The sequence below is a fragment of the Pantoea sp. Ap-967 genome, assembly GCF_011752565.1.
GTDB lineage: Bacteria > Pseudomonadota > Gammaproteobacteria > Pseudomonadales > Pseudomonadaceae > Aquipseudomonas.
This window is the reverse complement of sequence record NZ_VWXK01000005.1, coordinates 104,800-128,106: the sequence shown is the minus strand read 5'-3', so window position 1 is coordinate 128,106 and position 23,307 is coordinate 104,800. Positions and strand designations below refer to the sequence as shown.

The following is a 23,307-nucleotide window of genomic DNA, read 5'->3' as shown; positions in this document are numbered from 1 at the left end:
CGATAAAGGAAGAAAACGCGAATGCCGCCCGGCTATGAAAGCCCGAGCGGCATTGAACGATGCCTGGCCCTGTCAGTGCAACGCAGGGCTTGCCGGCAGCAGTTCACCCGCCTCTTCCTGGCGGCCCAGCTCCAGCGCCTTGGGCACGGCCAGCCAGTAGGCCAGCGCCATGCCCAGCAGGCCACCGGCCAGCTTGCCGATGATCAGCGGCCCGATCAGGGTCGGCTGGAAGTTGGCCGAGTAGGCCAGGTGGTCACCAAAGGTGAAGGCCGCGCACACGGCAAAGGCGATGACCAGCACCTTGTCCTTGGGCGGCATGTCGGCCACCAGGCGGAACATCGCCAGGATGTTGGCAGAGGCAGCCAGGATCCCGGCCGCACCGACCGGCGACAGGCCAAGCTTTGAGGCCACTTTTTCAATCGGCCGCGAAAGGAAGCGCTTGATCAGGTACACCATCGGGAACGCCCCGCAAAGCATGATGCCCACGTAGCCGGCGATTTCCAGGGCGCGGAACTGGTCGGCCTTGTCGGCGATGATCGGCGCAAAGCCCCAGCCACCGAACAGCGCGGTGAAGGCGCCGGTGAAGTATTCGACGATCGAGGCCACCAGCACCAGGGTCACCGCCGCGTACATCAGCTGGCCCAGCTTGAGGAACAGGCTGACCATCAGGTTGGGGAAGTAGCGCAGCGCCGCGGCCAAGGCCGCGCAGAACAAGATCAGCGGCGACAGGTTGCGCAACAGGGTTGGTAGGGTGAAGTGCAACGCCTGGGTCGCAGCACCGGCCGTGGCGATGTCCGGGCGCACGCCCAGGCCCATGGCCTGCATGCCCATGGCAATCAACACGATGCTGATCGGGATGCTCAAGAGCCCGGCCATGATGCCCAGGGCCATGTACTTGTGGTCGGCCTTGTTGAGCATGGCCAGGCCTACCGGTATCACGAAAATCACCGTCGAGCCGCACTGGAAACCGGTGATCAAACCGAGGATCCAGCCCTCAGGGCTGTGCGACAGGGCCTGGGCCAGCTGGTAGCCGCCCAGGTCCGAGGCGATGAAGATCGGCCCGGCAATCCCGGCATCGGCGCCCATGGCCAGGAACAGCGGGCCAATGATGTGGCTGATGAAGCTGGAAATGAACGGAATGGCCGCCATGATCCCGGCCACCGGGATAAAGATCGGGCCGATGCTGTGCAAGCCGGCGGTGAACTCCTTGGCCAGCTCCGATTCTGCATTGACGATCGAGGCGATTGCACCGATGACGGCGCACACCATGATCACGTAGATGACGTAAGTGCCTATGTTTTCCATCTGCTGCCTCTGTCTTGTTGGAATTGGCTTGGGGGCAGAATTGAAAGTTACTGCTGTTCTTGTTGTGGTGGCTGGCAGCGCGCTGCCAGCCGGGCGTTACATGGCGGTGTAGGCGTTGTCGACGAACAGGTGCGAGCCGCTGACGAAGCTCGATTCATCGCTGGCCAGGAACAGCGCTGCGTTGGCCACCTCGCTCGGGTCGCACAGACGCCCCTGCATGGTCTTGATCGCCTCGTCGGAGGCATCCACGCCAAAGCCACGCAGCAGGTCGAGTTCGCGCCGGCCATGGGCCGTGCCGATGAAGCCCGGGCAGATCGCGTTGCTGCGGATGTTCTGGTCGCGGTACTCCACGGCCAGGGCGCGGGCGAACATGTGGCAGGCGCCCTTGGTGGTGCAGTACAGCACCTCCATGGGCGTGCCGACCACGGCGGAAATCGACGAGGTGCAGATTACGCTGCCGCCACCGGCGGCGAGCATGCCCGGCAGCACGGCCTTGGTGACCAGGAACATGCTTTTCACGTTGACGCTCATCAGCCGGTCCCAGTCGGCCTCGCTGGTTTCCAGGAACGGGCCGGCGGCGATGATGCCGGCGTGGTTCATCAGCACGGTGACCGCGCCGAAATGTGCCTGGGCCTGGCTGACGGCGCGGTGCACCTGGTCGGCCTGCGACACGTCGGCGGCAACGAACAGGGCCTGGCCACCCTCGGCATTGATGCGTGCGGCCACGGCCTCGCCCTGGCTGCTGGGCAAGTCGAGGATCACCACCTTGGCGCCCTCGGCGGCGAACAGCTCCGACGCGGCCAGGCCACAACCGCCTGCGCCACCGGTAATCAGTGCCACCTTGCCTTTCAATCGATCCATGGGAGTGTTCCTCGGTTGTTGTGTTTGTGGGGTTCAAACTAGGGCCGAGGGGGCGTGGGGTAAATATACCCAGGGGTATAGCTGCAGGGTGCGGGGGAAAGGGTTGTGTAGGTGTTGGCCTGTGATGGCCTCTTCGCGGGGCAAGTCGGATCGCCGCACCGCCGCTCCTACAGGGCATGCACGCGGCTCGAAAACCATGCAATACCTGTAGGAGCGAAGCAGTCGACAGCGCTGGCGAAGGTTACTCAGCCGCTGGCTTGCGCTTTTTCAGCGGTGCCAGGCCGTCGGAGCTTGCCAGCGGCGCGTTGGGCCGTGGCTTGGCGGTAGGCTTGCGCTTGGCTGCAGCCTTTTTCTCGCCGGTCTTCTTGTCGACCTTCTTCTTCTTGGCACCCACTGCCTTGCCCGAGGCCTTGACCTTCTTCGGCCCGCTGTAGGTGCCCTTCACTTCCTTGATGACCCGGCGCTCGAACTGCTGCTTGAGGTAGCGCTCGATGCTGGACATCAGGTTCCAGTCATTGTGGGTAATCAGCGAGATTGCCAGGCCTTCGCCACCGGCACGGCCAGTGCGGCCTACGCGGTGCACGTACTCGTCGCCGCTGCGCGGCATGTCGAAGTTGATCACCAGGTCCAGGCCGTCGATGTCCAGGCCACGGGCCGCCACGTCAGTGGCCACCAGCACCTTGGAGCTGCCTTGCTTGAAGCGCTCGATGGCCAGCTTGCGGTCCTTCTGGTCCTTCTCGCCGTGCAACACGAAAGCTTTCACGTCCTTGGCCACCAGGTGGCCATAGATGCGGTCGGCCAAGGCGCGGGTGTTGGTGAAGATGATCGCCTTGTCGAAGGTTTCATTGGCCAGCAGCCACTGCACGATGGCTTCCTTGTGCTGGTCGTGGTCGGCGGTGATGATCTGCTGGCGGGTGCCTTCGGCCAGTTGCGAGACGCTGTTGAGCATCAGGTGTTCAGGGTCTTTGAGCACCTTGCCGATGATGTCGCGCAGGGCTGCGCCGCCGGTGGTGGCGGAGAACAGCAGGGTTTGCTCGCGGTTCTCGCACTCCTTGCACAGGCGCTCCATGTCTTCGGCAAAGCCCATGTCGAGCATGCGGTCGGCTTCGTCGAGGATCATCACTTGCACGTGAGACAGGTCAAGGTTGCCGGCATTGAGGTGCTCAAGCAGGCGGCCCGGAGTGCCGATCAGCACGTCCGGCACCTTGCGCAGCATGGCGGCCTGTTCCTTGAAGTCTTCACCACCGGTGACCAGGCCGGCCTTGATGTAGGTGAACTGCGAGAACAGCTGCACTTGCTTGAGGGTTTGCTGGGCCAGCTCGCGAGTCGGCAGCAGAATCAGCGAGCGGATCTCTACCCGGCCACCTTTCAGGTCGACCAGGCGGTTGAGCAGCGGCAGGACGAACGCGGCGGTTTTGCCACTGCCGGTCTGCGCGGTCACACGCAGGTCGCGCCCTTGCAGGGCCAGGGGGATGGCCGCGGCCTGCACCGGGGTCGGCTCGACGAATTTAAGCTCGGCCACGGCTTTCAGCAGGCGTTCATGCAGGGCGAATTGGGAGAACACGGAGGTAACCTCAGGCAAGTGCGGGAAATTCAGTTGCATAGGGTAACGTTTTCTGCCGCCGGAGCCGAATTTCTTTTGGCAACTTTCTCGCCATCCGCGCTCTAATGGCGCTTCGTTTCGCTGCAATTGGCCGGTTTACAAGCTTATGGACATTCAACGCATCTGGCGTGACAGCCTCGACCTGTGGGGCACCCTCGACCAACACCCGCTGCTCCACGCCGCCATCGGCCTGGCCGTGCTGCTGGTGATTTCCCTGCTGCTGGGCCGCCTGGCACGCTTCCTGGTGCTGCACAGCACCCGCTTGCTGGCCCGGCAATCGGCACTGAAGTGGCTCGACGACCTGCGCCACAACAAGGTGTTCCACCGCCTGGCCCAGACCACCCCATCGCTGGTGATGCAGTTCGGCCTGAAACTGGTGCCGGAGCTTTCCGACACCAGCCAGCATTTTCTCGGCAATGTCGCCCTGGCGTTCAGCCTGCTGTTCCTGACCCTGGCCCTGTCGTGCCTGCTCGATGCCCTGCTGGACATCTATGCCCGCACCGAGCACGCCCGCACCCGCTCGATCAAGGGTTACGTGCAACTGGCCAAGATGATGCTGTGGATTTTCGCCGCCATCGTCATCGTCGCCACCCTGATCGACCGCTCGCCGCTGCTGTTGCTGTCGGGCCTGGGTGCGATGTCGGCGGTGCTGCTGTTGGTGTACAAGGACACCCTGCTGTCGTTCGTGGCCAGCGTGCAGCTGACCAGCAACGACATGCTGCACGTGGGCGACTGGATCGAAATGCCCCAGGTGGGTGCCGATGGCGACGTGGTGGACATCACCTTGCACACGGTCAAGGTGCAGAATTTCGATAAGACCATCGTGTCCATTCCCACCTGGCGCCTGATGAGCGAGTCGTTTCGCAACTACCGCGGCATGCAGCAGTCCGGCGGGCGGCGGATCAAGCGCAGCTTGTTCATCGACGCCGCCGGGGTGCGCTTTCTGACCCATGACGAAGAACAACGCCTGAGCCAGGTAAAGCTGCTGGGTGACTACCTGGCCGGCAAGCGCCAGGAACTGCTGGCCTGGAACGAGGCGCTGGGGCCGGTGGCGGAGCTGTCGGCCAACCGCCGCAAGCTGACCAACATCGGCACGTTCCGGGCCTTTGCCCTGGCCTACCTGAGAAACCACCCGAACGTGCACCCGAACATGACCTGCATGGTGCGACAGATGCAGACCACCGCCGAAGGGGTGCCGCTGGAGATCTACTGCTTCACCACCACCACGGTGTGGGCGGAGTACGAGCGGATTCAGGGGGATATCTTCGATTACCTGCTGGCGGTGTTGCCGGAGTTCGGCTTGAGCCTGTATCAGCAGCCCAGTGGCAATGACATGCGGGTGGGGTTGGCGGGGCGGGCTGTGGAGCCGATGCCGCGTCGGCTGGAAGAGATGAGTGAGATCTGAGATTGTTGGGGCCCTGGCCCTGCTGATCAGTCCCCCATCTCCAGACCGTCCCCGCCCCGGTAGGAGCGAGCGCAGCTCGCGATGGGGCGCGCAGCGGCCCCAGGGTTTCAGCTTCGCGGCTAACTAACGGCGGGGCTGCTTTGCAGCCCATCGCGAGCTGCGCTCGCTCCTACAGAGAAGGGGCCCTCAGCTACCGCGCATAACCCAACAGGTACAGCGCTACACAAGGCTGCTCCCGTATTTTGGGAGCAGCTACGCGGCCTATCTCAATCGGTTTTCATCATCCCCAGCTCGACATCATCAAGCAGAGCCTTGGCCAATTGCAGTTTTACCGACGGTGAATTTGGTTTCTTCGACTTGCTGTCAAACAAAAGGCGGTAGCTGTGCGCGGGTTGACAGACCGGTCAAATTGAGAAACCCGGCGCGCCCGAAAGCGCCCCACGCACAGCCGCCATAGAGGGCAAAGCTATGCATTCGAATTTGAGTCGGCCTGTCAAAGCCGGTCGTTGAATGGCAACGACCAACCGAGACTAGTGGCTGACCCGGGACACCACAATGGGTGGAAGTTTCTTTGGGAAATGCCCTACAAGAAAGCGGCAAAATCTGATTTTTTTAGCCGTTGGGCGTAACAGCATGTAACAGGCCGGCCCCGCCCCGGTAGGAGCGAGCATAGCTCGCGATGGGGCGCGCAGCGGCCCCAGGGCTTCAGCTTCGCGGCTAACTAACGCCGGGGCTGCTTTGCAGCCCATCGCGAGCTGCGCTCGCTCCTACAGGGGTAGGGCCTACGCCATCATGTAGTGAAGGGGCCCTCAGCTACCCCGCATAACCCAACAGGTACAACAAACCGGTCAAGGTCACCAACGAGGCCACGGTCGACAGCAGGATGGTCCGTGAAATCAACCCGGCCTCACGGTTGTAGTATTCGGCCAGCATGAACGGCCCGGTGCCGGTCGGCAGCGCGGCCAGCAACACCGCCGAGGCCGCCCACATGGTCGGCAGGCTGAACACCTTGGACGCCAGCACCCAAGTCAACGCCGGCTGCCCCACCAGCTTCAGGCCCACCAGCGGCCAGGGGCTGGCCTGGGAACCGCTGCGTTTCTCAGCCAGGAACGCCCCCAGCGAGATCAGCGCACAGGGCGTGGTGGCCAGTGCCAGCATGTCGAGAAAATGCATCACCGGCTCGGCCAACCCCAGGCCACCCATGGCCCAGGCCGCCCCTGCCAGCGGCGAAATCACCAACGGGTTCTTCGCCAGCGCCTTGCCCACCAGCAGCATGGCGCGGCCAATCTGCCGTTCTTCCTGCAGGCCGATTTCGATCAGCGTCAGGGAAATCGCGAACACCAGGCACACCACGATCAACGACGAAATCAACGCCGGCTGCAGGCCCGGCTGGCCGAACAGCAGCAGGCACAGGGGAATGCCGATGTAGCCGGTGTTGGCATAACCGGCACTGAGCCCGTCGATGCTCGCTGCCACCAGGCCGTGGCCGCTGAACAGGCGCCAGGCCAGGGTGACGACGAACATCGCCAGTGCCCCGGCACCGAACGCGACGATGAAGCCCGGGTGCCAGATTTCGCTCCAGGTCGCCGTGGCAGTCACCTTGAACAGCAGTGCCGGCAAGCACAGCCAGACCACCATCTTGTTGATCTCGGCAGCGGCCTTGTCGCCCAGCTTGTTGCCCTTGCGGCACAGAAAGCCGACCAGGATCAGCGCGAAGATCGGCGCAACGATGACGAAAATCGTATGCATGTCAGGCCTTGCCCGCCAACGGCACCTGCCCACGGCTGCCCAGGCGGCTGAGCCACACCGATGCCAGGATGATCGCACCGCCGAGCAGCAGCCGCCCCAGCGGTTCATCACGGTTCCAGATCAACAGGTTCAGCAGCAGGCCCACCGGCACGTGCAGGTTGTTCATCACCGCCAGCGTACCGCCGGAAACCAGGCACGCGCCCTTGTTCCACCAATACAGGCCCAGCGCGGTCGGGCACAGGCCCAGGAACAGCAGCACCAGCCACTGCACGTCCGTGGTTGGCAGGTACTGGGCATTGCCAAACAGCAGGAACGCCGGCAGCACCACGATCAGTGCGCCCAGGTAGAAGTAGCCGAAGCGCTTGTAGTGCGGCAGGTCGCTGGGGTGACGGGCCACCAGGTGGCGGTACAGCACCTGGCCGGCGGCGTAGGTGAAGTTGGCCAGCTGCAGCAGCAGAAAGCCCACGAAGAAGTCGCCGCTGATGCTGTCGAAGCGAATCACCCCCGCGCCCGCCACGGCCACCAGGGCCGCCAGCAGTGCCCAGGGGTTGAAGCGCCGGTTCAGGGCGTCTTCGATCAGGGTCACATGCAGCGGGGTGAGGATGGTGAACAACAGCACCTCCGGCACGCTCAGCACGCGGAAGCTCAGGTACAGGCAGACGTAGGTGATGCCGTATTGCAGGGCGCCGATCAGCAACATCGAGCGCATGAAGCGCGGCTCGACCTGGCGCCAGCGGGTCAGCGGCAGGAACACCAGGCCCGCCAGCACCACCCGTGCGAGCACGGCGAAGTAGCTGTCGACGTGCCCGGCCAGGTACTCGCCGATCACGTTGAAGGAAAACGCCTGGATCAGCGCGACGATTATCAGGTAGCCCATGGTTGCCTCTCGTGGATCAAGGCCGCGACCTTAGCGGGTTGCGGCCTTTGTGTTCAACCATGAGTAATGTGGGGCTGTACCGGCCTCTTCGCGGGCAAGCCCGCTCCCACAGGCCTGTGAACCGTACCTGTAGGAGCGGGCTTGCCCGCGAAAGGGCCGGCACAGGCCATACAAAAATCCCAGGCATAAAAAAGCCCGGCCAAAAGGCCGGGCAGGTACACCCAAAGGAGCTACAAACAGGTGTCAGGGTTGGGAATTCGGTAAGGCTCAGGCCACCGCTGCCAGCTTGGCCTTGGCCTGGTTCAGGCCCTTCTCGTGGAACTCGCCACTCATGTTCAGGCCTTCGGCGTGGATGAAGTTCACATCGTGAATGCCGATGAAGGCCATCACCTGGCGCAGGTACGGTTCCTGGTGGTCGCTGGCGGCGCCGGCATGGATGCCGCCGCGGGCAGTCAGCACGATGGCGCGCTTGCCATTGAGCAGGCCCTGCGGGCCGGTTGGGGTGTACTTGAAGGTGATGCCGGCACGCAGCACGTGGTCCAGCCAGGCCTTGAGGGTGCTGGGAATGGTGAAGTTGTACATCGGCGCTGCCATCACCAGCACATCGGCCGCCAGCAATTCATCGGTCAGTTCGTTGGAACGGGCCAGTGCCCCCAGTTCGGCGGCGCTGCGCTGCTCTTCAGGCTTCATCCAGCCACCGAGCAGGTCGGCGTCCAGGTGCGGCACCGGGTTTACCGCCAAGTCGCGTACGGTGATCTGGTCAGCCGGGTGAGCGGCCTGCCACTGCTGGATGAAGTCGCGGGTCAGTTGACGGGAAACGGAATCCTGCTGGCGGGCGCTGCTTTCGATGATCAGTACGCGGGACATGGGGTGCCTCCATCGGCAAAAAGGGGTGCGATTCGATGGAGGTGAGATTAAGGCTTGACCTATCGATAAAAAAGCGTAAAAAGTGGGTTCAATCTATCGATTAATCCGTTTTATTCCGCTTTGCAGTCCAGCGCGATGCGCAGCTTGATGATCTGCCGGTTGAACTTGGCCGTAACGTCCACGCTCTTGCCGGCCGGCACGTTCACCCGCCGCACCCGCGGCGCCTCGGGCCCATTGCGGAACATCACCTTGCAGGCCGCTGGCACTTGCCCATAGTTGTTCAGGGTAATGGCACCGATGTCATAGGCGGTGTCGTAGGTGGTGTAATCCAGCTTGACCCCGGTCAGTTCCTTCTCCACATCGATGGGGTAAGCCATGGCCCCGAGGGGCAGGCACATCAATATTGCCGCACAACATTTCTTCATGGGGCGCTCTCCTTGAAAGAGCGCAGCTTAGGACAACAGGAGCCAAACATGAAAGCGCCGCGCGTGACCCTGGATCAATGGCGAACCCTGCAGGCAGTGGTCGACCATGGCGGGTTTGCCCAGGCCGCCGAAGCCCTGCACCGTTCGCAGTCTTCGGTCAGCTACACCGTGGCGCGCATGCAGGAACAACTGGGCGTGCCGCTGCTGCGCATCGATGGCCGCAAGGCCGTATTGACCGAGGCCGGCAACGTGCTGCTGCGCCGTTCGCGGCACCTGGTGAAACAGGCCAGCCAGCTCGAAGACCTGGCCCACCACATGGAACAGGGCTGGGAGGCCGAAGTACGCCTGGTGGTCGATGCCGCCTACCCCAGCGCCCGCCTGGTGCGTGCCCTGGCCGCGTTCATGCCGCAGAGCCGTGGCTGCCGGGTGCGCCTGCGTGAAGAAGTGCTGTCGGGGGTGGAAGAGGTGATGCACGAAGGCATCGCTGACCTTGCCATCAGCAGCTACAGCATCGGGGGTTACCTGGGCAGCGAGCTCAGCGCGGTGGAATTCGTCGCCGTCGCCCACCCCGAACACAGCCTGCACCGCCTGGGCCGGGAGATCACCTTCCAGGACCTGGAAAGCCAGCTGCAGGTGGTGATTCGTGACTCCGGCCGCGCCCAGCCGCGCGATGTCGGCTGGCTCGGCGCCGAACAGCGCTGGACGGTGGGCAGCCTGGGCACCGCCGCCACCTTCGTTGGCAGTGGCCTGGGCTTTGCCTGGCTGCCCCGGCACATGATCGAACGCGAGCTGCGCGACGGCGTGCTCAAGCCCCTGCCGCTCGATCAGGGTGGCAGCCGCCACCCACTGTTCTACCTTTATTCGAGCAAAGAGAAGACCCTGGGCCCGGCCACGCAGATCCTCATCGACCTGCTGCGCAATTTCGACACCGCGCCGCTGGACGTGCCCTTCGCAGCCCCCCCGCAAGCCTGAGAGGACCGCGCCCATGGCCTATTTCGAACATGAAGGATGCTCGCTGCATTATCAGGAATACGGCCAGGGTGAGCCCCTGGTGCTGCTGCACGGGCTGGGTTCCAGCAGCCAGGACTGGGAACTGCAGGTGCCGGAGCTGGCCCGCCACTACCGGGTGATCCTCATGGACATCCGCGGCCACGGCCGCTCCGACAAGCCCCGCGACGGCTACCAGATCGCCACCTTCAGCGCCGACCTGCTGGCCTTGCTGGAACACCTGCAAACGGGCCCGGTGCACTTCGTCGGCCTGTCCATGGGTGGCATGGTCGGCTTCCAGTTCGCCGTCGACCACCCGCAATGGCTGCGCAGCCTGTGCATCGTCAACAGCGCCCCCGAGGTCAAGCGGCGTACCCGCAGCGACTGGGTCTGGTGGCTCAAGCGCTGGGGCCTGGCGCGCCTGCTCAGCGTCGAGACGGTGGGCCAGGGCCTGGCCGCGCGGCTGTTCCCCAAGCCCGAACAAGGCGAGCTTCGGCGCAAGATGGCCGAACGCTGGGCACGCAACGACAAGCGCGCCTACCTGAAGAGCTTCGACGCCATCGTCGACTGGGGCGTGCAGGAACGCATCGGGCAAATTCGCTGTCCCACCCTGGTGATCGCCGCCGACCATGATTACACCCCGATACAACTCAAGGAGCGCTACGTCGCCCTGATGCCCAACGCCAGGCTGGTCGTCATCGACGATTCCCGGCACGCTACGCCCCTCGACCAACCCGAGGTCTTCAACCAGACCCTGCTGCAGTTCCTCGCAGCGGCATCCACCTCTCAAGGATCATTGAGCCCATGCTGAAAAAACTTCTGCTCACCGCCTGCTCGGTTGCCTTCGCCACCGGCGTCATGGCCTCCGACAAGACCCCGCACGTCCAGCTGGATACCAGCTTCGGCCAGGTCACCATCGAGCTCAATGCCGAAAAAGCGCCGGTCAGCACCAAGAATTTCCTGGCCTACGTGGACAGCGGTTTCTACAACAACACCATCTTCCACCGGGTAATTCCGGGCTTCATGGTGCAGGGCGGTGGCTTCACTGACCAGATGGTGCAGAAAGACACCAAGGACCCCATCAAGAACGAGGCCAGCAACGGCCTGCAGAACACCCGCGGCACCCTGGCCATGGCCCGCACCTCCAACCCCAACTCGGCCACCAGCCAGTTCTTCATCAACGTTGCCGACAATGACTTCCTCAACCCTGGCCGCGACGCTGGTTACGCCGTATTCGGCAAGGTGACCCAGGGCATGGAAGTGGTCGACCAGATCGTCAACTCGCCCACCACCGTGAAGAAAGGCATGCGCGACGTGCCGGCCGACCCGGTGTATATCAAATCTGCCAAACGCATCGACTGACCACGGGACTTCACACGGACGTGAGCCCTTCACCGGTCGGGTCTTACAGGAGTCTTGTCACCCATGTTGTTTCGCCGTTTCGAGCAATTGATCGACATTTTCCGCGACGCGCCCAGCGAGTCGCCGCCCAGCCAGGTCTGGCCGTTCTACCGGTACTACCTGCGCCAGGTGTGGCCCAGCTTTCTCGCCCTGTTGGTGGTCGGCCTGGTGGCCGCGCTGATCGAGGTGGCGATGTTCAGCTACCTCAGCCGCATCATCGACCTGGCCCAAGGCGCGCCCAACCCCAACTTCTTCAGCGAGCACAGCACTGAGCTGATCTGGATGCTGGTGGTGATCCTGCTGCTGCGGCCGCTGTTCTTCGGCCTGCATGACCTGCTGGTGCACCAGACCATCAGCCCCGGCATGACCAGCCTGATCCGCTGGCAGAACCACACCTACGTGCTCAAGCAGAGCCTGAACTTCTTCCAAAGCGACTTCGCCGGGCGCATCGCCCAGCGCATCATGCAAACCGGCAACTCGTTGCGCGACTCTGCGGTGCAGGCCGTCGACGCCCTGTGGCACGTGCTGATCTACGCGATCAGTTCACTGGTGCTGTTCGCCGAGGCCGACTGGCGGCTGATGCTGCCCTTGCTGGCCTGGATCGCCTGCTACATCGCGGCGCTGCGCTACTTCGTGCCGCGGGTGAAGGAGCGCTCGGTGATTTCCTCCGACGCCCGTTCCAAGCTGATGGGGCGCATCGTCGACGGCTACACCAACATCGCCACGCTCAAGCTGTTCGCCCACACCGACCATGAGCAGCAATACGCCCGGGAGGCCATCAGCGAGCAAACCGAGAAAACCCAGCTGGCATCGCGGGTTATCACCAGCATGGACGCCGTCATCACCAGCCTCAACGGCCTGCTGGTGGTGGTGACCACGGGGCTGGCGCTGTGGCTATGGAGCCAGTCGCTGATCAGCGTGGGCGCCATCGCCCTGGCCACGGGCCTGGTGATCCGCATCGTCAACATGGCGGGCTGGATCATGTGGGTGGTCAACGGCATCTTCGAAAACATCGGCATGGTCCAGGACGGCCTGCAGACCATCGCCCAGCCGGTCACCGTCACCGACAAGCCCCAGGCGCCGGCGCTGAAGGTCAGCCGCGGCGCGGTACGCTTCGACGATGTGGACTTCCACTACGGCAAGGCGGCCAACGTGATCGAAGGCTTGAACCTGGATATCCGCCCGGGCGAAAAAATCGGCTTGATCGGCCCGTCCGGGGCGGGTAAATCGACCCTGGTGAACCTGCTGCTGCGCCTGTACGACGTGCAGGGTGGGCGCATTCTGATCGACGGCCAGGACATCGCCGAGGTCAACCAGGCCAGCCTGCGCGCGCAGATTGGCATGATTACCCAGGACACTTCCTTGCTGCACCGCTCGATTCGCGACAACCTGCTATATGGCCGCCCCGACGCCAGTGAGGCGCAGATGCGCGAGGCGGTGCGCCGGGCCCGAGCCGACGAATTCATTCCGCAGTTGTCCGACGCCCAGGGCCGTACCGGTTTCGATGCCCATGTGGGCGAGCGTGGGGTCAAGCTGTCGGGTGGCCAGCGCCAGCGCATCGCCATCGCCCGGGTGCTGCTGAAGAATGCGCCGATCCTGATCATGGACGAGGCAACCTCGGCGCTGGACTCGGAGGTCGAGGCGGCGATCCAGGAAAGCCTGGAAACGCTGATGCAGGGCAAGACAGTAATCGCCATCGCCCACCGGCTGTCGACCATTGCCCGGATGGACCGGCTGGTGGTGCTGGACAAGGGGCGTATCGTCGAAAGTGGCAGCCACAGTGAACTGCTGGAGCAGCGGGGGCTGTATGCCCGCCTGTGGCATCACCAGACCGGGGGGTTTGTCGGGGTCGATTGACACCTTTTGCGGCCCTTTCGCGGGGCAAGCCCGCTCCTACAGGAGCGGGCTTGCCCCGCGAAGAAGCCAACCCAGTGCTCAATCCTTTCGGTACGGCAGCATCGCCCTGGCCTCCTCGGCATACCCCCGCACCCCTTCCCGCTCCTGCACCAGGAATTCCTCCACTGCCCGCCGCAACCCTGGGTGCAGCAGGTAATGCCACGAGCGCGTCAGCACCGGCTCGAACCCGCGAATCAGCTTGTGCTCGCCCTGGGCCCCGGCATCGAAGCGCTGCAACCCCTCGGCAATGGCAAAGTCCATGCCCTGGTAGAAACACGTCTCGAAATGCAGCCGGTCGAATGCGTCCAGGCACCCCCAGTAGCGGCCAAACAGGCTGTCGCCGCCCACCAGGCTCAGGGCCATGGCCACGTCGCGGCCGCCCTGGCGCGCCATCACCACCCGCACCGCCTCGGGCATGCGCTCGGCCAGCAGGCTGAAGAACTCCCGCGTCAGGTAGGGCGAACGCCTGCGCACCGCGTAGGTGTTGGCGTAGCACAGGAACACGAAGTCCCACTGCGCCTCATCCAGCTCATCGCCCCGGTACCAGCGAAAGTCGATGCCCTGCCCCGCCACCTGCTCGCGCTCCTTGCGCATCTGCTTGCGCTTGCGTGAGCTCAAGGTGTCGAGAAAGTCCTGGAAGTCGCGGTAGCCGCGGTTGCGCCAGTGGAACTGGCAGCCCAGGCGCTCCATCCAGCCGGGCAAGCTCGCCATCTGCGTATCCAGCGCCGGGTCGGTGAAGTTGATGTGTGCCCCAGACAAGCCCGCCTTGCCCAGGTACTCGGGCAGGGCCTGCAGAATCAACAGGCCATCAGCCGGGTCACGGGCCAGCAGGCGTGGGCCGCTGACCGGGCTGAACGGTACCGCGCCCAGCAGCTTGGGGTAATAGGCGATGCCGGCGCGCTCGCAGGCGTCGGCCCAGCCATGGTCGAACACGTACTCGCCATAGGAATGCCATTTGCGATAGGCCGGCAGCAGGGCCCGCACCTCGCCCTCGTGCTCCAGCACCAGGTGTTCGGCAGCCCAGCCGGTGCTGCGCGCAACGCTGGCGCTGTCTTCCAGGGCACTGAGAAAGGCATGGCGCAGAAATGGCTGGCCAGCGGGCACCAGGGCATCCCAGGTGGCCGCCGGAATGTCGCGCAGATGGGCAAGGCTGTAGAGGCTGGTCACGGTTTCGGCTCTCCCTTTCAAGCCACCAGTATCGGCGATCAACCGCCCCTCACTCAAATGACGATCTGCCTGCCGTACCCCTTTGCTCTCAATTACTTAACAACAGTGCCACTAATTAGACATTATTCTGTCATTTGCCCCCGCAATACTTGCGCCTGTTTTCCGGAACCCCAGAACCTGTCTAGTCAGGCCCTTTCCGAAGACATGCCAACATGGGGGCGGCCGCTTGAGCCTCCCCAAATCTTTTCAGTAGGGAGAACCTTATGCGTCTTGTTTCTACACTTACCGGAGTGAGCCTCACCGGCATGATGCTGGCTCTGAGCACTCCGGCCAGTGCGGCCGTCGACGCCAAGCTGCTCGAAATGCTCCGCGCCAACGGCTCGATCAACCAGGCGCAGTACAACGAACTGCAGGGCGACCTGGCACAGGAAACCAAGGAAAAGGCCGCGCAAAAAGCTCAGTCCGACCGTATGAGCTCCTTCGAACAGAAAGTGGCATGGGCCGCCAAGACCCAAATCAAGGGTGACGTGCGCCTGCGTTACGAAGACGTCAACGTCGACAACCCGATCTCCCGCAGCCCCAACCAGGACCGCGAGCGCGTACGTGCCCGCGTCGGCTTCTACAGCGAGATCAACCCGCAAGTCGACGCCGGTGTGCGTGTGGCCACCGGCAGCAGCGCCGATGCCCGCTCGACCAACCAGAGCCTGGACAACTACTTCGAGAAGAAATCGCTGTGGGTCGACCTGGCCTACCTCGACTGGCACCCGACTGCCGTCCCGAACCTGCACCTGATCGGCGGTAAGATGAACCAGCCGTGGGTGAGCATGGGCGACATCATCTGGGACAGCGACATCAACCCGGAAGGCGTGGCAGCCACCTACAAGACCAACCTCGGCCCTGCCGAAGTGTTCGGCAGCATCGGCCACTACAACCTGAAGGACAACGTCGACGGCGACGGCGTGCAGTACAAGCACGACGCACAGCTGTACGCTGCCCAGTTGGGTACCAAGTTCAACGCGGCTGACACCGTCAAGGTCACCGTCGGTGCCAGCTTGTATGGCTACGACAACGACAAGGCCTCGGCACTGCTGCGCTCGCTGGGCAACACCACCGACGAGTTCAACCTGGTGGAAGGCTTTGGCCAAGTGGACTTCACCGGCTTCGCCATCCCGCTGTCGGCTTACGGCCAGTACGTGAAGAACACCGAAAGCACCGATGGCAAGGACACTGCCTGGCTGGCCGGTCTGAAGACCAAGCTGGGTGCCTGGAGCCTGGACTACAACTACCGCGACGTACAGCGTAACGGTGTCGTGAGCCTGTTCACCGACTCCGACTTCGGCAACGGCTTCACCGGTTCCCGTGGCCACAAGTTCAAAGTGGGTTACGAAATCGACAAGAACTTCGCCCTGGGCGCGGCCTACCTGATGGCCAAGACCGACTACTCCAACCTGCCGAACAGCGACGCCAGCGTCGACACCCTGCAGGTGGACCTGGAAGCCAAGTTCTAAGCAACACTCTCCTCTGCTTCACTCTGAGGCAGGAAATGCTGACCCCATCCAGCATTTCCTGCCTTTTTTTTGCTTTCGGGCGCATCGCGAGCTTTGCTCGCTCCTACCGGTCCGTGTAGGAGCGAGCGCAGCTCGCGATGCGCCGCACGCGGCGCCCATTCAATCAGCGTTTACGCAGAATCACGCTACCAATCGAATACCCCGCGCCAAACGAGCTCAGCACCGCCAGCGCGCCCTGCGCCAGGTCATCCTGGTACAGGTGGAAGGCAATCACCGACCCCGCCGAACTGGTATTGGCATAACGGTCGAGAATCACCGGTGCCTCGTGCTCGTTCACCTCACGCCCCATCAGCTTCTTGACGATCAGGTGGTTCATGCTGAGGTTGGCCTGGTGCAGCCAGAAGCGCTGCACGTCGCTAGGCTGCAGGTTGTGCTCGCCCAGGTGCGTGCCGATCAGTTCGGCAACCATCGGGCAAACTTCCTTGAACACCTTGCGCCCTTCCTGCACGAACAGTTTGTCGCGCGCACCGATGCCCTCTTCCGCTGCGCGGTTGAGGAAGCCGAAGTTGTTGCGGATGTTGTTGGAGAACGCGGTTTTCAGCTTGGTGCCGAGGATATCGAACTGGTGCCTGGAGCTGGCCTGGTCGGCACGCTCGACCAGCACGGCAGTGGCGGCATCACCAAAGATGAAATGGCTGTCGCGGTCGCGGAAGTTCAGGTGCCCGGTGCAGATTTCCGGGCTCACCACCAGCACGGCGCGGGACTGGCCCAGTTGCACGTTGTTGGCGGCCGTCTGGATGCCGAAGGTGGCCGACGAGCAGGCCACGTTCATGTCGAAGGCAAAGCCGTCGATGCCCAACGCCTGCTGCACCTCGATGGCGATGGCCGGGTACGGGCGCTGCAGGTTGGAGCAGGCAACGATCACCCCATCGACATCGGCGGCAGTACGGCCAGCACGCTCCAGCGCTTGCCGCGCGGCAGCCACACCCATTTCGCAGAGGATCGACTGCTCGTCGTTGGAACGCTCGGGCAGGCGCGGCTTCATGCGTTGCGGGTCGAGGATGCCGGCCTTGTCCATGACGAAGCGGCTCTTGATGCCCGAGGCCTTTTCGATGAAGGCCGCGTCGGAAACCGGGGCAGCTTCCAGTTCGCCACGTTCGATGGCGGCGGCGTTGTCCTGGTTGTACTGCGCTGACCAGGCGTTGAAGGAGGCCACCAGTTCTTCGTTGGAAATGCTCTGGGCCGGGGTATACAGGCCGGTGCCGCTGATCACGACGTTATGCACGATCGATCCTCTGCTCAAAGGCCATCGCCATGGGCGCTGGCTGGGAATATGGCAACTTAATGGCACCTTGGTACCAGTTTGAGAGCGAGGGCGTGGCCCTCGTTCGTGGGTAAACCCGCCCCCACAAGGGCCGCAACGCGGCCCAAATTGCATCAATATTGCCACATCTGCGGAAGTTTATCCCTCCACCTGGCTCCACTGTTTGCTCAAACGCTTGTCGGAAATCGGCACCTTGGTGCCCAGCTGCTGGGCGAACAGCGACACCCGGTATTCCTCCAGCCACCAGCGGTACAAGGTCAATTGCTCGTCGCGCTTGCCTTCCTGGGCGTGCTTGTCGGCCCGGGCCTTGTACTGCGCCCACAAGTTGCTCAGTTCACCGCTCCACACCCGGTCCTTCTGCACCTGGGAGCCGAGTTTTTCCAGGCGCAGTTCCACCGCCTTCAGGTAGCGCGGCAACTCCTTGAACCACACCGCTGGCGTCTCGCGCACAAAGCCCGGGTACACCAGGTTGGCCAGCTGCTGCTTGATGTCATTGAGCGCCACGGCCTGGCTCAGGTCGATCTTGCCCTTGAAGCGCTTTTGCAGGCCGTGCCACAGTTTCAGCACTTCCAAGGTCTGCCGGGCCAGGCGCTCGGCATGCTCGGCCCAACTGCCCCGCTTACGCTCGGCAAGCCCGGCCAAGGCCGCGCCATCACGGGGCAGCGGGGTTTCGCCATCGAGGATGCAGCTGTCCAGGCTGGCCAGCAGAATGTCCTCTACCAGTGCCTCGATACGCCCCAGTTCGCGGTACAACAAGCCCAGTTCGGTCAGCCCCGGCAGCTTGCCGCGCAGGAACTTGGCAGGCTCGGCCAGTTGTTGCAGCAATAGGCGCTGCAGGGCACGGCGGTGCTGGAACTGCGCTTCGGCCTGGGTCGAGAAGCGGCCTTCACGCACGGTGCCGGCCTCTTCCACCAACGCCGGGTACACCGTCATCGACAGGCCGGCGATGTTCTGCTGGGCGGTCTGTTTCACCTCGCTGAAGGCCTTGGCCTGCACCGGCTGCTCGTTCTTTTCAGTACGCGGCACGGCCAGTGCGGCTTGGCTGGCAGCGGCAAAGCGCGCGGTCAGTTCGGCCAGGTCGCGGCCTTCGCCAAGGAACTTGCCCTGGCCGTCGACCACCTCGATGTTCATCCGCAGGTGGCCTTCCACCAGTTCCACCGACTCGGCCCAGGCCTCGTCCGACACCCGCGCCCCGGTCATGCGTAGCAGCTCCTGGCCCAGGGCCTGGGGCAACGCGCCCTGGCCGAAGGTCATGCGCGCCAGGGAGGCCTTGACGAAGTCCGGCACCGGCACGAAGTTCTTGCGCAGGGCCTTGGGCAGGTTGCGCACCAGCGCCACGCACTTGGCTTCCAGCAGGCCCGGCACCAGCCATTCCAGGCGCTCGCCCGGCAGGCTCGGCAGCAGCGGCGCCGGCACCCGCACGGTCACGCCGTCGCGGGGGTGGCCCGGCTCGAAGTGGTAGGTCAGCGGCAGGCGCAGTTCGCCCACCTGCAGGTTGTCGGGGTACTGCGCGGCGGTGACTTCGCTGGCCTCGCGGGCCAGCACGTCTTCCTCGCGCATGATCAGCAGGTTGGCATCCTTCTGGCTGCCCATGCGGTACCAGCTGTCGAAGGTCGCGGCCTGGTGAATTTCCGCCGGCAGGCGCGCCTCGTAGAAGGCGTACAAGGTTTCTTCGTCGGCCAGAATGTCGCGGCGGCGGGCCTTGGCTTCAAGCTCATCGAGCTGTTCGAGCAAGCGCTTGTTCGCTGCCAGGCACTTGGCCCGCGACTGGATTTCGCCGCCGACCAAGCCTTCGCGGATAAACAGCTCGCGCGAAGTGACCGGGTCGATCGGGCCGAAATGCACCGGCCGGCGCCCCACCAGAATCAGCCCGTACAGGGTGATCTGCTCATAGGCCACCACCTGCCCGCGCTTCTTCTCCCAGTGCGGTTCGAAGTGGTTCTTCTTGACCAGGTGCCCGGCCAGCGGCTCGATCCAGTCCGGTTCGATCTTGGCCACCATGCGGGCATACAGCTTGGTGGTTTCCACAAGTTCCGCGGCCATCACCCACTGTGGGCGCTTGCGGCCAATGCCAGAAGACGGGTGCACCCAGAAGCGCCGCTGGCGGGCACCCTGGTAGTCGCCTTCCTCGGTTTTCTGGCCAATCTGGCTGAGCAGGCCGCTGAGGATTGCCTTGTGAACCTTCAGGTAGTCGGACGGCTCCTTGTTCACCGTCAGCTGCAGGTCGCGGCAAATCAGCGCCAGCTGGCGATGGGCATCGCGCCACTCACGCAGGCGCAGGTAATTCAGGAAGTTCTTGCGGCACCAGTTGCGCAGCGGGTTGGCGGTCAGCGCCTGGCGCTGCTCCTCGAAACCGCGCCACAGGTTGACCAGCGCGGCGAAGTCGGAGTCGACGTCCTTCCACTGGGCATGCGCCTGGTCGGCAGCCTGCTGGCGCTCAGGCGGGCGTTCACGCGGGTCTTGCACCGACAGCGCACTGGTGACGATCAGCACTTCCTGCAAGCTGCCCTGGCGGGCGCCTTCGAGCAGCATGCGGCCCAGCCGCGGGTCGATCGGCAGGCGCGCCAGCTGGCGGCCGATTGGCGTCAGCTGGTTCTCGCGGTTGACTGCCGACAGCTCCTGCAGCAGGTTGAAACCGTCACTGATGGCCTTGCCATCCGGCGGCTCGATGAACGGGAAGGCATCGATGGCGCCCAGGCGCAGGTGCAGCATCTGCAAGATCACCGCCGCCAGGTTGGTGCGCAGGATCTCAGGGTCGGTGAACGCCGGGCGGCCGTTGAAGTCTTCCTCGCTGTACAGGCGCACGCAAATACCCGGCTCAACCCGCCCGCAACGGCCCTTGCGCTGGTTGGCGCTGGCCTGGGACACCGCCTCGATCGGCAGGCGCTGAACCTTGGCGCGGTAGCTGTAGCGGCTGATGCGCGCAGTGCCGGTGTCGATCACGTAACGGATGCCGGGCACGGTCAGCGAGGTTTCCGCAACGTTGGTGGCCAGCACCACGCGGCGCCCGGTGTGGGCCTGGAATATGCGCTGCTGCTCGGCCGGCGACAGCCGCGCATACAACGGCAGGATCTCGGTATGGCGCAGCTGCGCCTTGCGCAGGATTTCGGCGGCATCGCGAATTTCCCGCTCGCCCGGCAGGAACACCAGCACATCGCCAGGGCCCTTGCCCACGCTGCGCTCGTGCTGGGCGATCTCGTCGAGGGTGGCAAGGATGGCCTGGTCGACGGTGAGGTCGTCCTCGACCTGGTTGCCCTCCTCGTCCTGCTCGCTGGTCAGCGGGCGGTACCAGGTTTCCACCGGGAAGGTGCGGCCCGACACCTCGATGATCGGCGCGCCGTCGAAGTGCTTGGAGAAACGCTCCAGGTCGATGGTCGCCGAGGTGATGATCAGCTTCAGGTCCGGGCGACGGTGCAGCAGGGTTTTCAGGTAGCCGAGCAGGAAGTCGATGTTCAGGCTGCGCTCGTGGGCTTCGTCGACGATGATCGTGTCGTAGCGTTCGAGGAAACGGTCGTGCTGGGTTTCGGCCAGCAGGATGCCGTCGGTCATGAGCTTGACCAGGGTGTTGGCATCGCTCTGGTCTTCGAAGCGCACCTGGTAGCCCACCAAACCACCCAGCGGTGTGCCCAGCTCCTCGGCCACCCGCGCCGCGACACTGCGCGCAGCAATCCGGCGCGGCTGGGTGTGGGCGATCAGGCCATGGCTGCCACGGCCCAGTTCCAGGCAGATCTTCGGCAACTGGGTGGTCTTGCCCGAACCGGTTTCACCGGCGATCACCAACACCTGGTGCTCGGCCAAGGCCTTCTTGATGTCGTCGCGCTTGGCGGCGATCGGCAGGCTGTCGTCGTAGCGGATACGCGGCACGCTGTTTTGGCGTGCGGTGACCTGGGCGCAGGAGGCCTGGACCTTTTCCACCCACTGGGCAAGCTTGGCCTCGTCTGGGCGCTTGCGCAGTTCATGCAGTTGCCGGCGCAGGCGATGGCGGTCGGCAATCATGGCGTGATCGAGGTTTTGCAGCAGTTTGTCGATGGCGTGGTCAGTCATGGGGCTTTTTAGTGATGCAGGTGGGCCTGCTTTTTCATGATCGGCATTCGGAAAGTTGGGCGATTGTCGCAGATTTGCCGGTTCTCTGCTGCCTGTGCCGGCCCTTTCGCGGGGCAAGCCCGCTCCTACAGATTTTGAATCTGTAGGAGCGGGCTTGCCCCGCGAAAGGGCCGGCACAGGCAAAGAGAATGTTTAGCCAACCACGATGTGAAGGTTGCCATTCACTGCTTTAATCAACCTTACGCCGCATGTGAGTATCAAAGGCATGACCCCCGCCCAGCCGATCGCCCCACCGTCGTCCCGCCCTTCGCTGCCGAAGGCCCGGACCCGTGCCGGGGAAAATCCGCTGGTGCACATCATCCTCGCCTTCTGGGCCCTGTGGCACTGCCGCCACGCCCGCCCACCGGATCATTCGCCCACCTGTTCGTGACCAAACCCGGCCAGCACCTGGCCGTTTGACTCGACTGGACCGCGCCTGCGCGCAGGTTCCATGCCCTCGTGAGCGAAACCATCATGCACTTTGCACCTGTAGAGCAGGCCAGCCGTTTCCTGGCTGAAAACCCCGATATCGAACTGTTCGAGCTGTTCATCCTCGACGCCAACGGCGTGCCCCGCGGCAAGCTGCTGCACCGCGAGGAACTGCTGGCCGTGTTCCAGAGCGGTCGCCCGCTGCCGAGTACCATCCTGGGCCTGACCCTCAATGGCGACGACGTGGAAAACTCAGGCCTGGTCTGGGACGTGGGTGACATCGATTGCCGCGCCTACCCGCTGGAGGGCAGCTTGGTTCGCCTGCCCTGGCGCCGCGTGCCAACCGCGGCGGTACAGGTCAGCATGCACCCCAGCGAGGGCCTGCCGGCCAGCGTCGCCGACCCGCGCCACGTGCTGCTGCGCACCGTCGAAGCGCTCAAGGCCGATGGCTACCACCCGGTGATGGCCTGCGAGCTTGAGTTCTACCTGCTCGACCAGCAACGCGACGCCCAGGGCCGCCCGCAACCTGCGCTGGACAACGACGGCGGCCGCCCGCGCAGCACCCAGGTGTATGGCCTGCGCGAGCTGGAGCAGATCGAACCCTTCCTGGCCGACCTCTACGCCGCCTGCAAGGCCCAGGGCATCCCTGCGCGCACGGCGATCTCGGAATACGCCCCGGGCCAGGTGGAAATCACCCTGGAACACGGCGATGCGCTGGCAGCCATGGACCAGGCCGTGCGCTACAAACGCCTGGTCAAGGGTGTGGCCCATGCCCACGGCATGCAGGCCTGCTTCATGGCCAAGCCGTTCGCGCAACTGGCCGGCACCGGCATGCACATGCACCTGAGCCTGGCCGACAGTGCCGGCAACAACCTGTTCGCCAGCGACGACAAGGCCGGCACCCCGCTGCTGCGCCAGGCCGTGGCCGGCATGCTGCGCCACCTGCGCGAATCGTTGCTGCTGTTCTGCCCCAACGCCAACTCGTTCCGCCGCTTCCAGGCCAACAGCTATGCCCCGCTGGCGCCCACCTGGGGGGTCGACAACCGCACGGTGAGCCTGCGCGTGCCGGGCGGCCCGGCCAACAGCCGGCATGTGGAACACCGCATCTGCGGCGCCGATGCCAACCCCTACCTGGCCGCTGCCGCCATTCTCGCCGCCAGCCACTACGGCATTCGCGAGCAGCTGGACCCCGGCGCCCCGGTCGAGGGCAACGGCTATGCCCAGGCCACCGAACACCTGCCCACCGACTGGCTGACCGCCCTTGATGCCCTGGAACGCTCGGAGTGGGCCCGCGAAGCCCTTGGCGATGCCTTCCTCGGCGTTTATCTGAAGGTCAAGCGCGCTGAGTACCGCCAGTTCATGGCCGAAGTCAGCGAGCAGGACTGGCGCTGGTACCTGCACCAGGCCTGAGCCTTACCCT

Annotated in this window: 17 protein-coding genes; 7 read left to right on the top strand and 10 right to left on the bottom strand. The window is 64.1% G+C overall.

All coding sequences use genetic code 11. From position 1 onward, the window contains the following. Positions 1 to 72 precede the first annotated feature (72 nt). The 3 genes from eutH to F3J45_RS07540 form a co-directional block, all read right to left on the bottom strand. Positions 73 to 1,305, bottom strand: coding sequence for an ethanolamine utilization protein EutH (eutH, locus tag F3J45_RS07550; protein ID WP_167059692.1), 1,233 nt, complete (start codon positions 1,303 to 1,305; stop codon positions 73 to 75). A gap of 96 nt (positions 1,306 to 1,401) precedes the next feature. Continuing rightward, positions 1,402 to 2,166 carry an SDR family NAD(P)-dependent oxidoreductase gene (locus F3J45_RS07545; protein ID WP_167059689.1) on the bottom strand — a complete coding sequence of 255 codons (765 nt, stop codon included), beginning with the start codon at positions 2,164 to 2,166 and terminating at the stop codon, positions 1,402 to 1,404. Positions 2,167 to 2,407: 241 nt separating this feature from the next. Continuing rightward, on the bottom strand, positions 2,408 to 3,730 hold the full coding sequence (locus F3J45_RS07540; protein ID WP_370526358.1) for a DEAD/DEAH box helicase: 1,323 nt from the start codon (positions 3,728 to 3,730) through the stop codon (positions 2,408 to 2,410). A gap of 145 nt (positions 3,731 to 3,875) precedes the next feature. Between F3J45_RS07540 and F3J45_RS07535 the strand changes: the two genes are divergently transcribed. Next, complete coding sequence (locus F3J45_RS07535; RefSeq protein WP_167059686.1) at positions 3,876 to 5,174, top strand: mechanosensitive ion channel family protein; 1,299 nt, start codon at positions 3,876 to 3,878, stop codon at positions 5,172 to 5,174. An 813-nt stretch (positions 5,175 to 5,987) separates the two neighbouring features. Here F3J45_RS07535 and F3J45_RS07530 read toward each other — a convergent pair. The 4 genes from F3J45_RS07530 to F3J45_RS07515 all read right to left on the bottom strand — a co-directional run bounded on the left by F3J45_RS07530 (position 5,988) and on the right by F3J45_RS07515 (position 9,092). Beyond that, positions 5,988 to 6,923, bottom strand: a complete 936-nt coding sequence (locus F3J45_RS07530; RefSeq protein WP_167059683.1) for an AEC family transporter — start codon at positions 6,921 to 6,923, stop codon at positions 5,988 to 5,990. Position 6,924: 1 nt separating this feature from the next. Further along, positions 6,925 to 7,800, bottom strand: a complete 876-nt coding sequence (locus tag F3J45_RS07525; RefSeq protein WP_167059680.1) for a carboxylate/amino acid/amine transporter — start codon at positions 7,798 to 7,800, stop codon at positions 6,925 to 6,927. A gap of 267 nt (positions 7,801 to 8,067) precedes the next feature. After that, positions 8,068 to 8,667: an FMN-dependent NADH-azoreductase gene (locus tag F3J45_RS07520; protein WP_167059676.1), complete on the bottom strand. Its 600-nt coding sequence runs from the start codon at positions 8,665 to 8,667 to the stop codon at positions 8,068 to 8,070. Positions 8,668 to 8,777: 110 nt separating this feature from the next. After that, positions 8,778 to 9,092: a 3-phosphoglycerate kinase gene (locus F3J45_RS07515; RefSeq protein WP_167059674.1), complete on the bottom strand. Its 315-nt coding sequence runs from the start codon at positions 9,090 to 9,092 to the stop codon at positions 8,778 to 8,780. A 48-nt stretch (positions 9,093 to 9,140) separates the two neighbouring features. Here F3J45_RS07515 and F3J45_RS07510 point away from each other — a divergent pair, with 48 nt between their 5' ends. The 4 genes from F3J45_RS07510 to F3J45_RS07495 all read left to right on the top strand — a co-directional run bounded on the left by F3J45_RS07510 (position 9,141) and on the right by F3J45_RS07495 (position 13,337). Continuing rightward, positions 9,141 to 10,064, top strand: a complete 924-nt coding sequence (locus F3J45_RS07510) for a LysR family transcriptional regulator (protein WP_167059671.1) — start codon at positions 9,141 to 9,143, stop codon at positions 10,062 to 10,064. Positions 10,065 to 10,077: 13 nt separating this feature from the next. After that, positions 10,078 to 10,890 carry an alpha/beta fold hydrolase gene (locus tag F3J45_RS07505; RefSeq protein WP_167059668.1) on the top strand — a complete coding sequence of 271 codons (813 nt, stop codon included), beginning with the start codon at positions 10,078 to 10,080 and terminating at the stop codon, positions 10,888 to 10,890. After that, positions 10,884 to 11,441, top strand: coding sequence for a peptidylprolyl isomerase (locus F3J45_RS07500; RefSeq protein WP_167059665.1), 558 nt, complete (start codon positions 10,884 to 10,886; stop codon positions 11,439 to 11,441). Before F3J45_RS07505 ends, F3J45_RS07500 begins: the two co-directional genes overlap by 7 nt. Before the next feature lie 63 nt (positions 11,442 to 11,504). After that, complete coding sequence (locus F3J45_RS07495; RefSeq protein WP_167059662.1) at positions 11,505 to 13,337, top strand: ABC transporter ATP-binding protein; 1,833 nt, start codon at positions 11,505 to 11,507, stop codon at positions 13,335 to 13,337. 78 nt (positions 13,338 to 13,415) lie between these two features. Here F3J45_RS07495 and F3J45_RS07490 read toward each other — a convergent pair whose 3' ends face one another. Further along, positions 13,416 to 14,543: a GNAT family N-acetyltransferase gene (locus tag F3J45_RS07490; RefSeq protein WP_167059658.1), complete on the bottom strand. Its 1,128-nt coding sequence runs from the start codon at positions 14,541 to 14,543 to the stop codon at positions 13,416 to 13,418. Between the two features lie 263 nt (positions 14,544 to 14,806). Here F3J45_RS07490 and F3J45_RS07485 point away from each other — a divergent pair, with 263 nt between their 5' ends. Further along, entirely contained in the window at positions 14,807 to 16,051 is a 1,245-nt protein-coding gene (locus tag F3J45_RS07485; protein ID WP_167059656.1) for a putative porin, read from the top strand. A 163-nt stretch (positions 16,052 to 16,214) separates the two neighbouring features. On the opposite strand, the gene F3J45_RS07480 is transcribed toward F3J45_RS07485, so the two are convergent. Together F3J45_RS07480 and hrpA are read right to left on the bottom strand one after the other, a co-directional pair. Beyond that, on the bottom strand, positions 16,215 to 17,336 hold the full coding sequence (locus F3J45_RS07480) for a beta-ketoacyl-ACP synthase III (protein WP_167059653.1): 1,122 nt from the start codon (positions 17,334 to 17,336) through the stop codon (positions 16,215 to 16,217). Positions 17,337 to 17,513: 177 nt separating this feature from the next. Further along, positions 17,514 to 21,419, bottom strand: a complete 3,906-nt coding sequence (gene hrpA, locus F3J45_RS07475; protein ID WP_167059650.1) for an ATP-dependent RNA helicase HrpA — start codon at positions 21,417 to 21,419, stop codon at positions 17,514 to 17,516. Between the two features lie 498 nt (positions 21,420 to 21,917). Here hrpA and F3J45_RS07470 point away from each other — a divergent pair, with 498 nt between their 5' ends. Further along, positions 21,918 to 23,297, top strand: a complete 1,380-nt coding sequence (locus tag F3J45_RS07470; RefSeq protein WP_205300437.1) for a glutamine synthetase family protein — start codon at positions 21,918 to 21,920, stop codon at positions 23,295 to 23,297. Positions 23,298 to 23,307 lie beyond the last annotated feature (10 nt).

Excerpts from the sequence above, each read along its gene's own strand:
- F3J45_RS07525 (WP_167059680.1), bottom strand. The coding sequence starts at position 7,800 with ATGGGCTACCTGATAATCGTCGCGCTGATCCAGGCGTTTTCCTTCAAC.
- F3J45_RS07515 (WP_167059674.1), bottom strand. The coding sequence starts at position 9,092 with ATGAAGAAATGTTGTGCGGCAATATTGATGTGCCTGCCCCTCGGGGCC.
- F3J45_RS07495 (WP_167059662.1), top strand. The coding sequence starts at position 11,505 with ATGTTGTTTCGCCGTTTCGAGCAATTGATCGACATTTTCCGCGACGCG.
- F3J45_RS07505 (WP_167059668.1), top strand. The coding sequence starts at position 10,078 with ATGGCCTATTTCGAACATGAAGGATGCTCGCTGCATTATCAGGAATAC.
- hrpA (WP_167059650.1), bottom strand. The coding sequence starts at position 21,419 with ATGACTGACCACGCCATCGACAAACTGCTGCAAAACCTCGATCACGCC.
- F3J45_RS07535 (WP_167059686.1), top strand. The coding sequence starts at position 3,876 with ATGGACATTCAACGCATCTGGCGTGACAGCCTCGACCTGTGGGGCACC.
- F3J45_RS07510 (WP_167059671.1), top strand. The coding sequence starts at position 9,141 with ATGAAAGCGCCGCGCGTGACCCTGGATCAATGGCGAACCCTGCAGGCA.
- F3J45_RS07485 (WP_167059656.1), top strand. The coding sequence starts at position 14,807 with ATGCGTCTTGTTTCTACACTTACCGGAGTGAGCCTCACCGGCATGATG.
- F3J45_RS07545 (WP_167059689.1), bottom strand. The coding sequence starts at position 2,166 with ATGGATCGATTGAAAGGCAAGGTGGCACTGATTACCGGTGGCGCAGGC.
- F3J45_RS07500 (WP_167059665.1), top strand. The coding sequence starts at position 10,884 with ATGCTGAAAAAACTTCTGCTCACCGCCTGCTCGGTTGCCTTCGCCACC.
- F3J45_RS07530 (WP_167059683.1), bottom strand. The coding sequence starts at position 6,923 with ATGCATACGATTTTCGTCATCGTTGCGCCGATCTTCGCGCTGATCCTG.
- eutH (WP_167059692.1), bottom strand. The coding sequence starts at position 1,305 with ATGGAAAACATAGGCACTTACGTCATCTACGTGATCATGGTGTGCGCC.
- F3J45_RS07520 (WP_167059676.1), bottom strand. The coding sequence starts at position 8,667 with ATGTCCCGCGTACTGATCATCGAAAGCAGCGCCCGCCAGCAGGATTCC.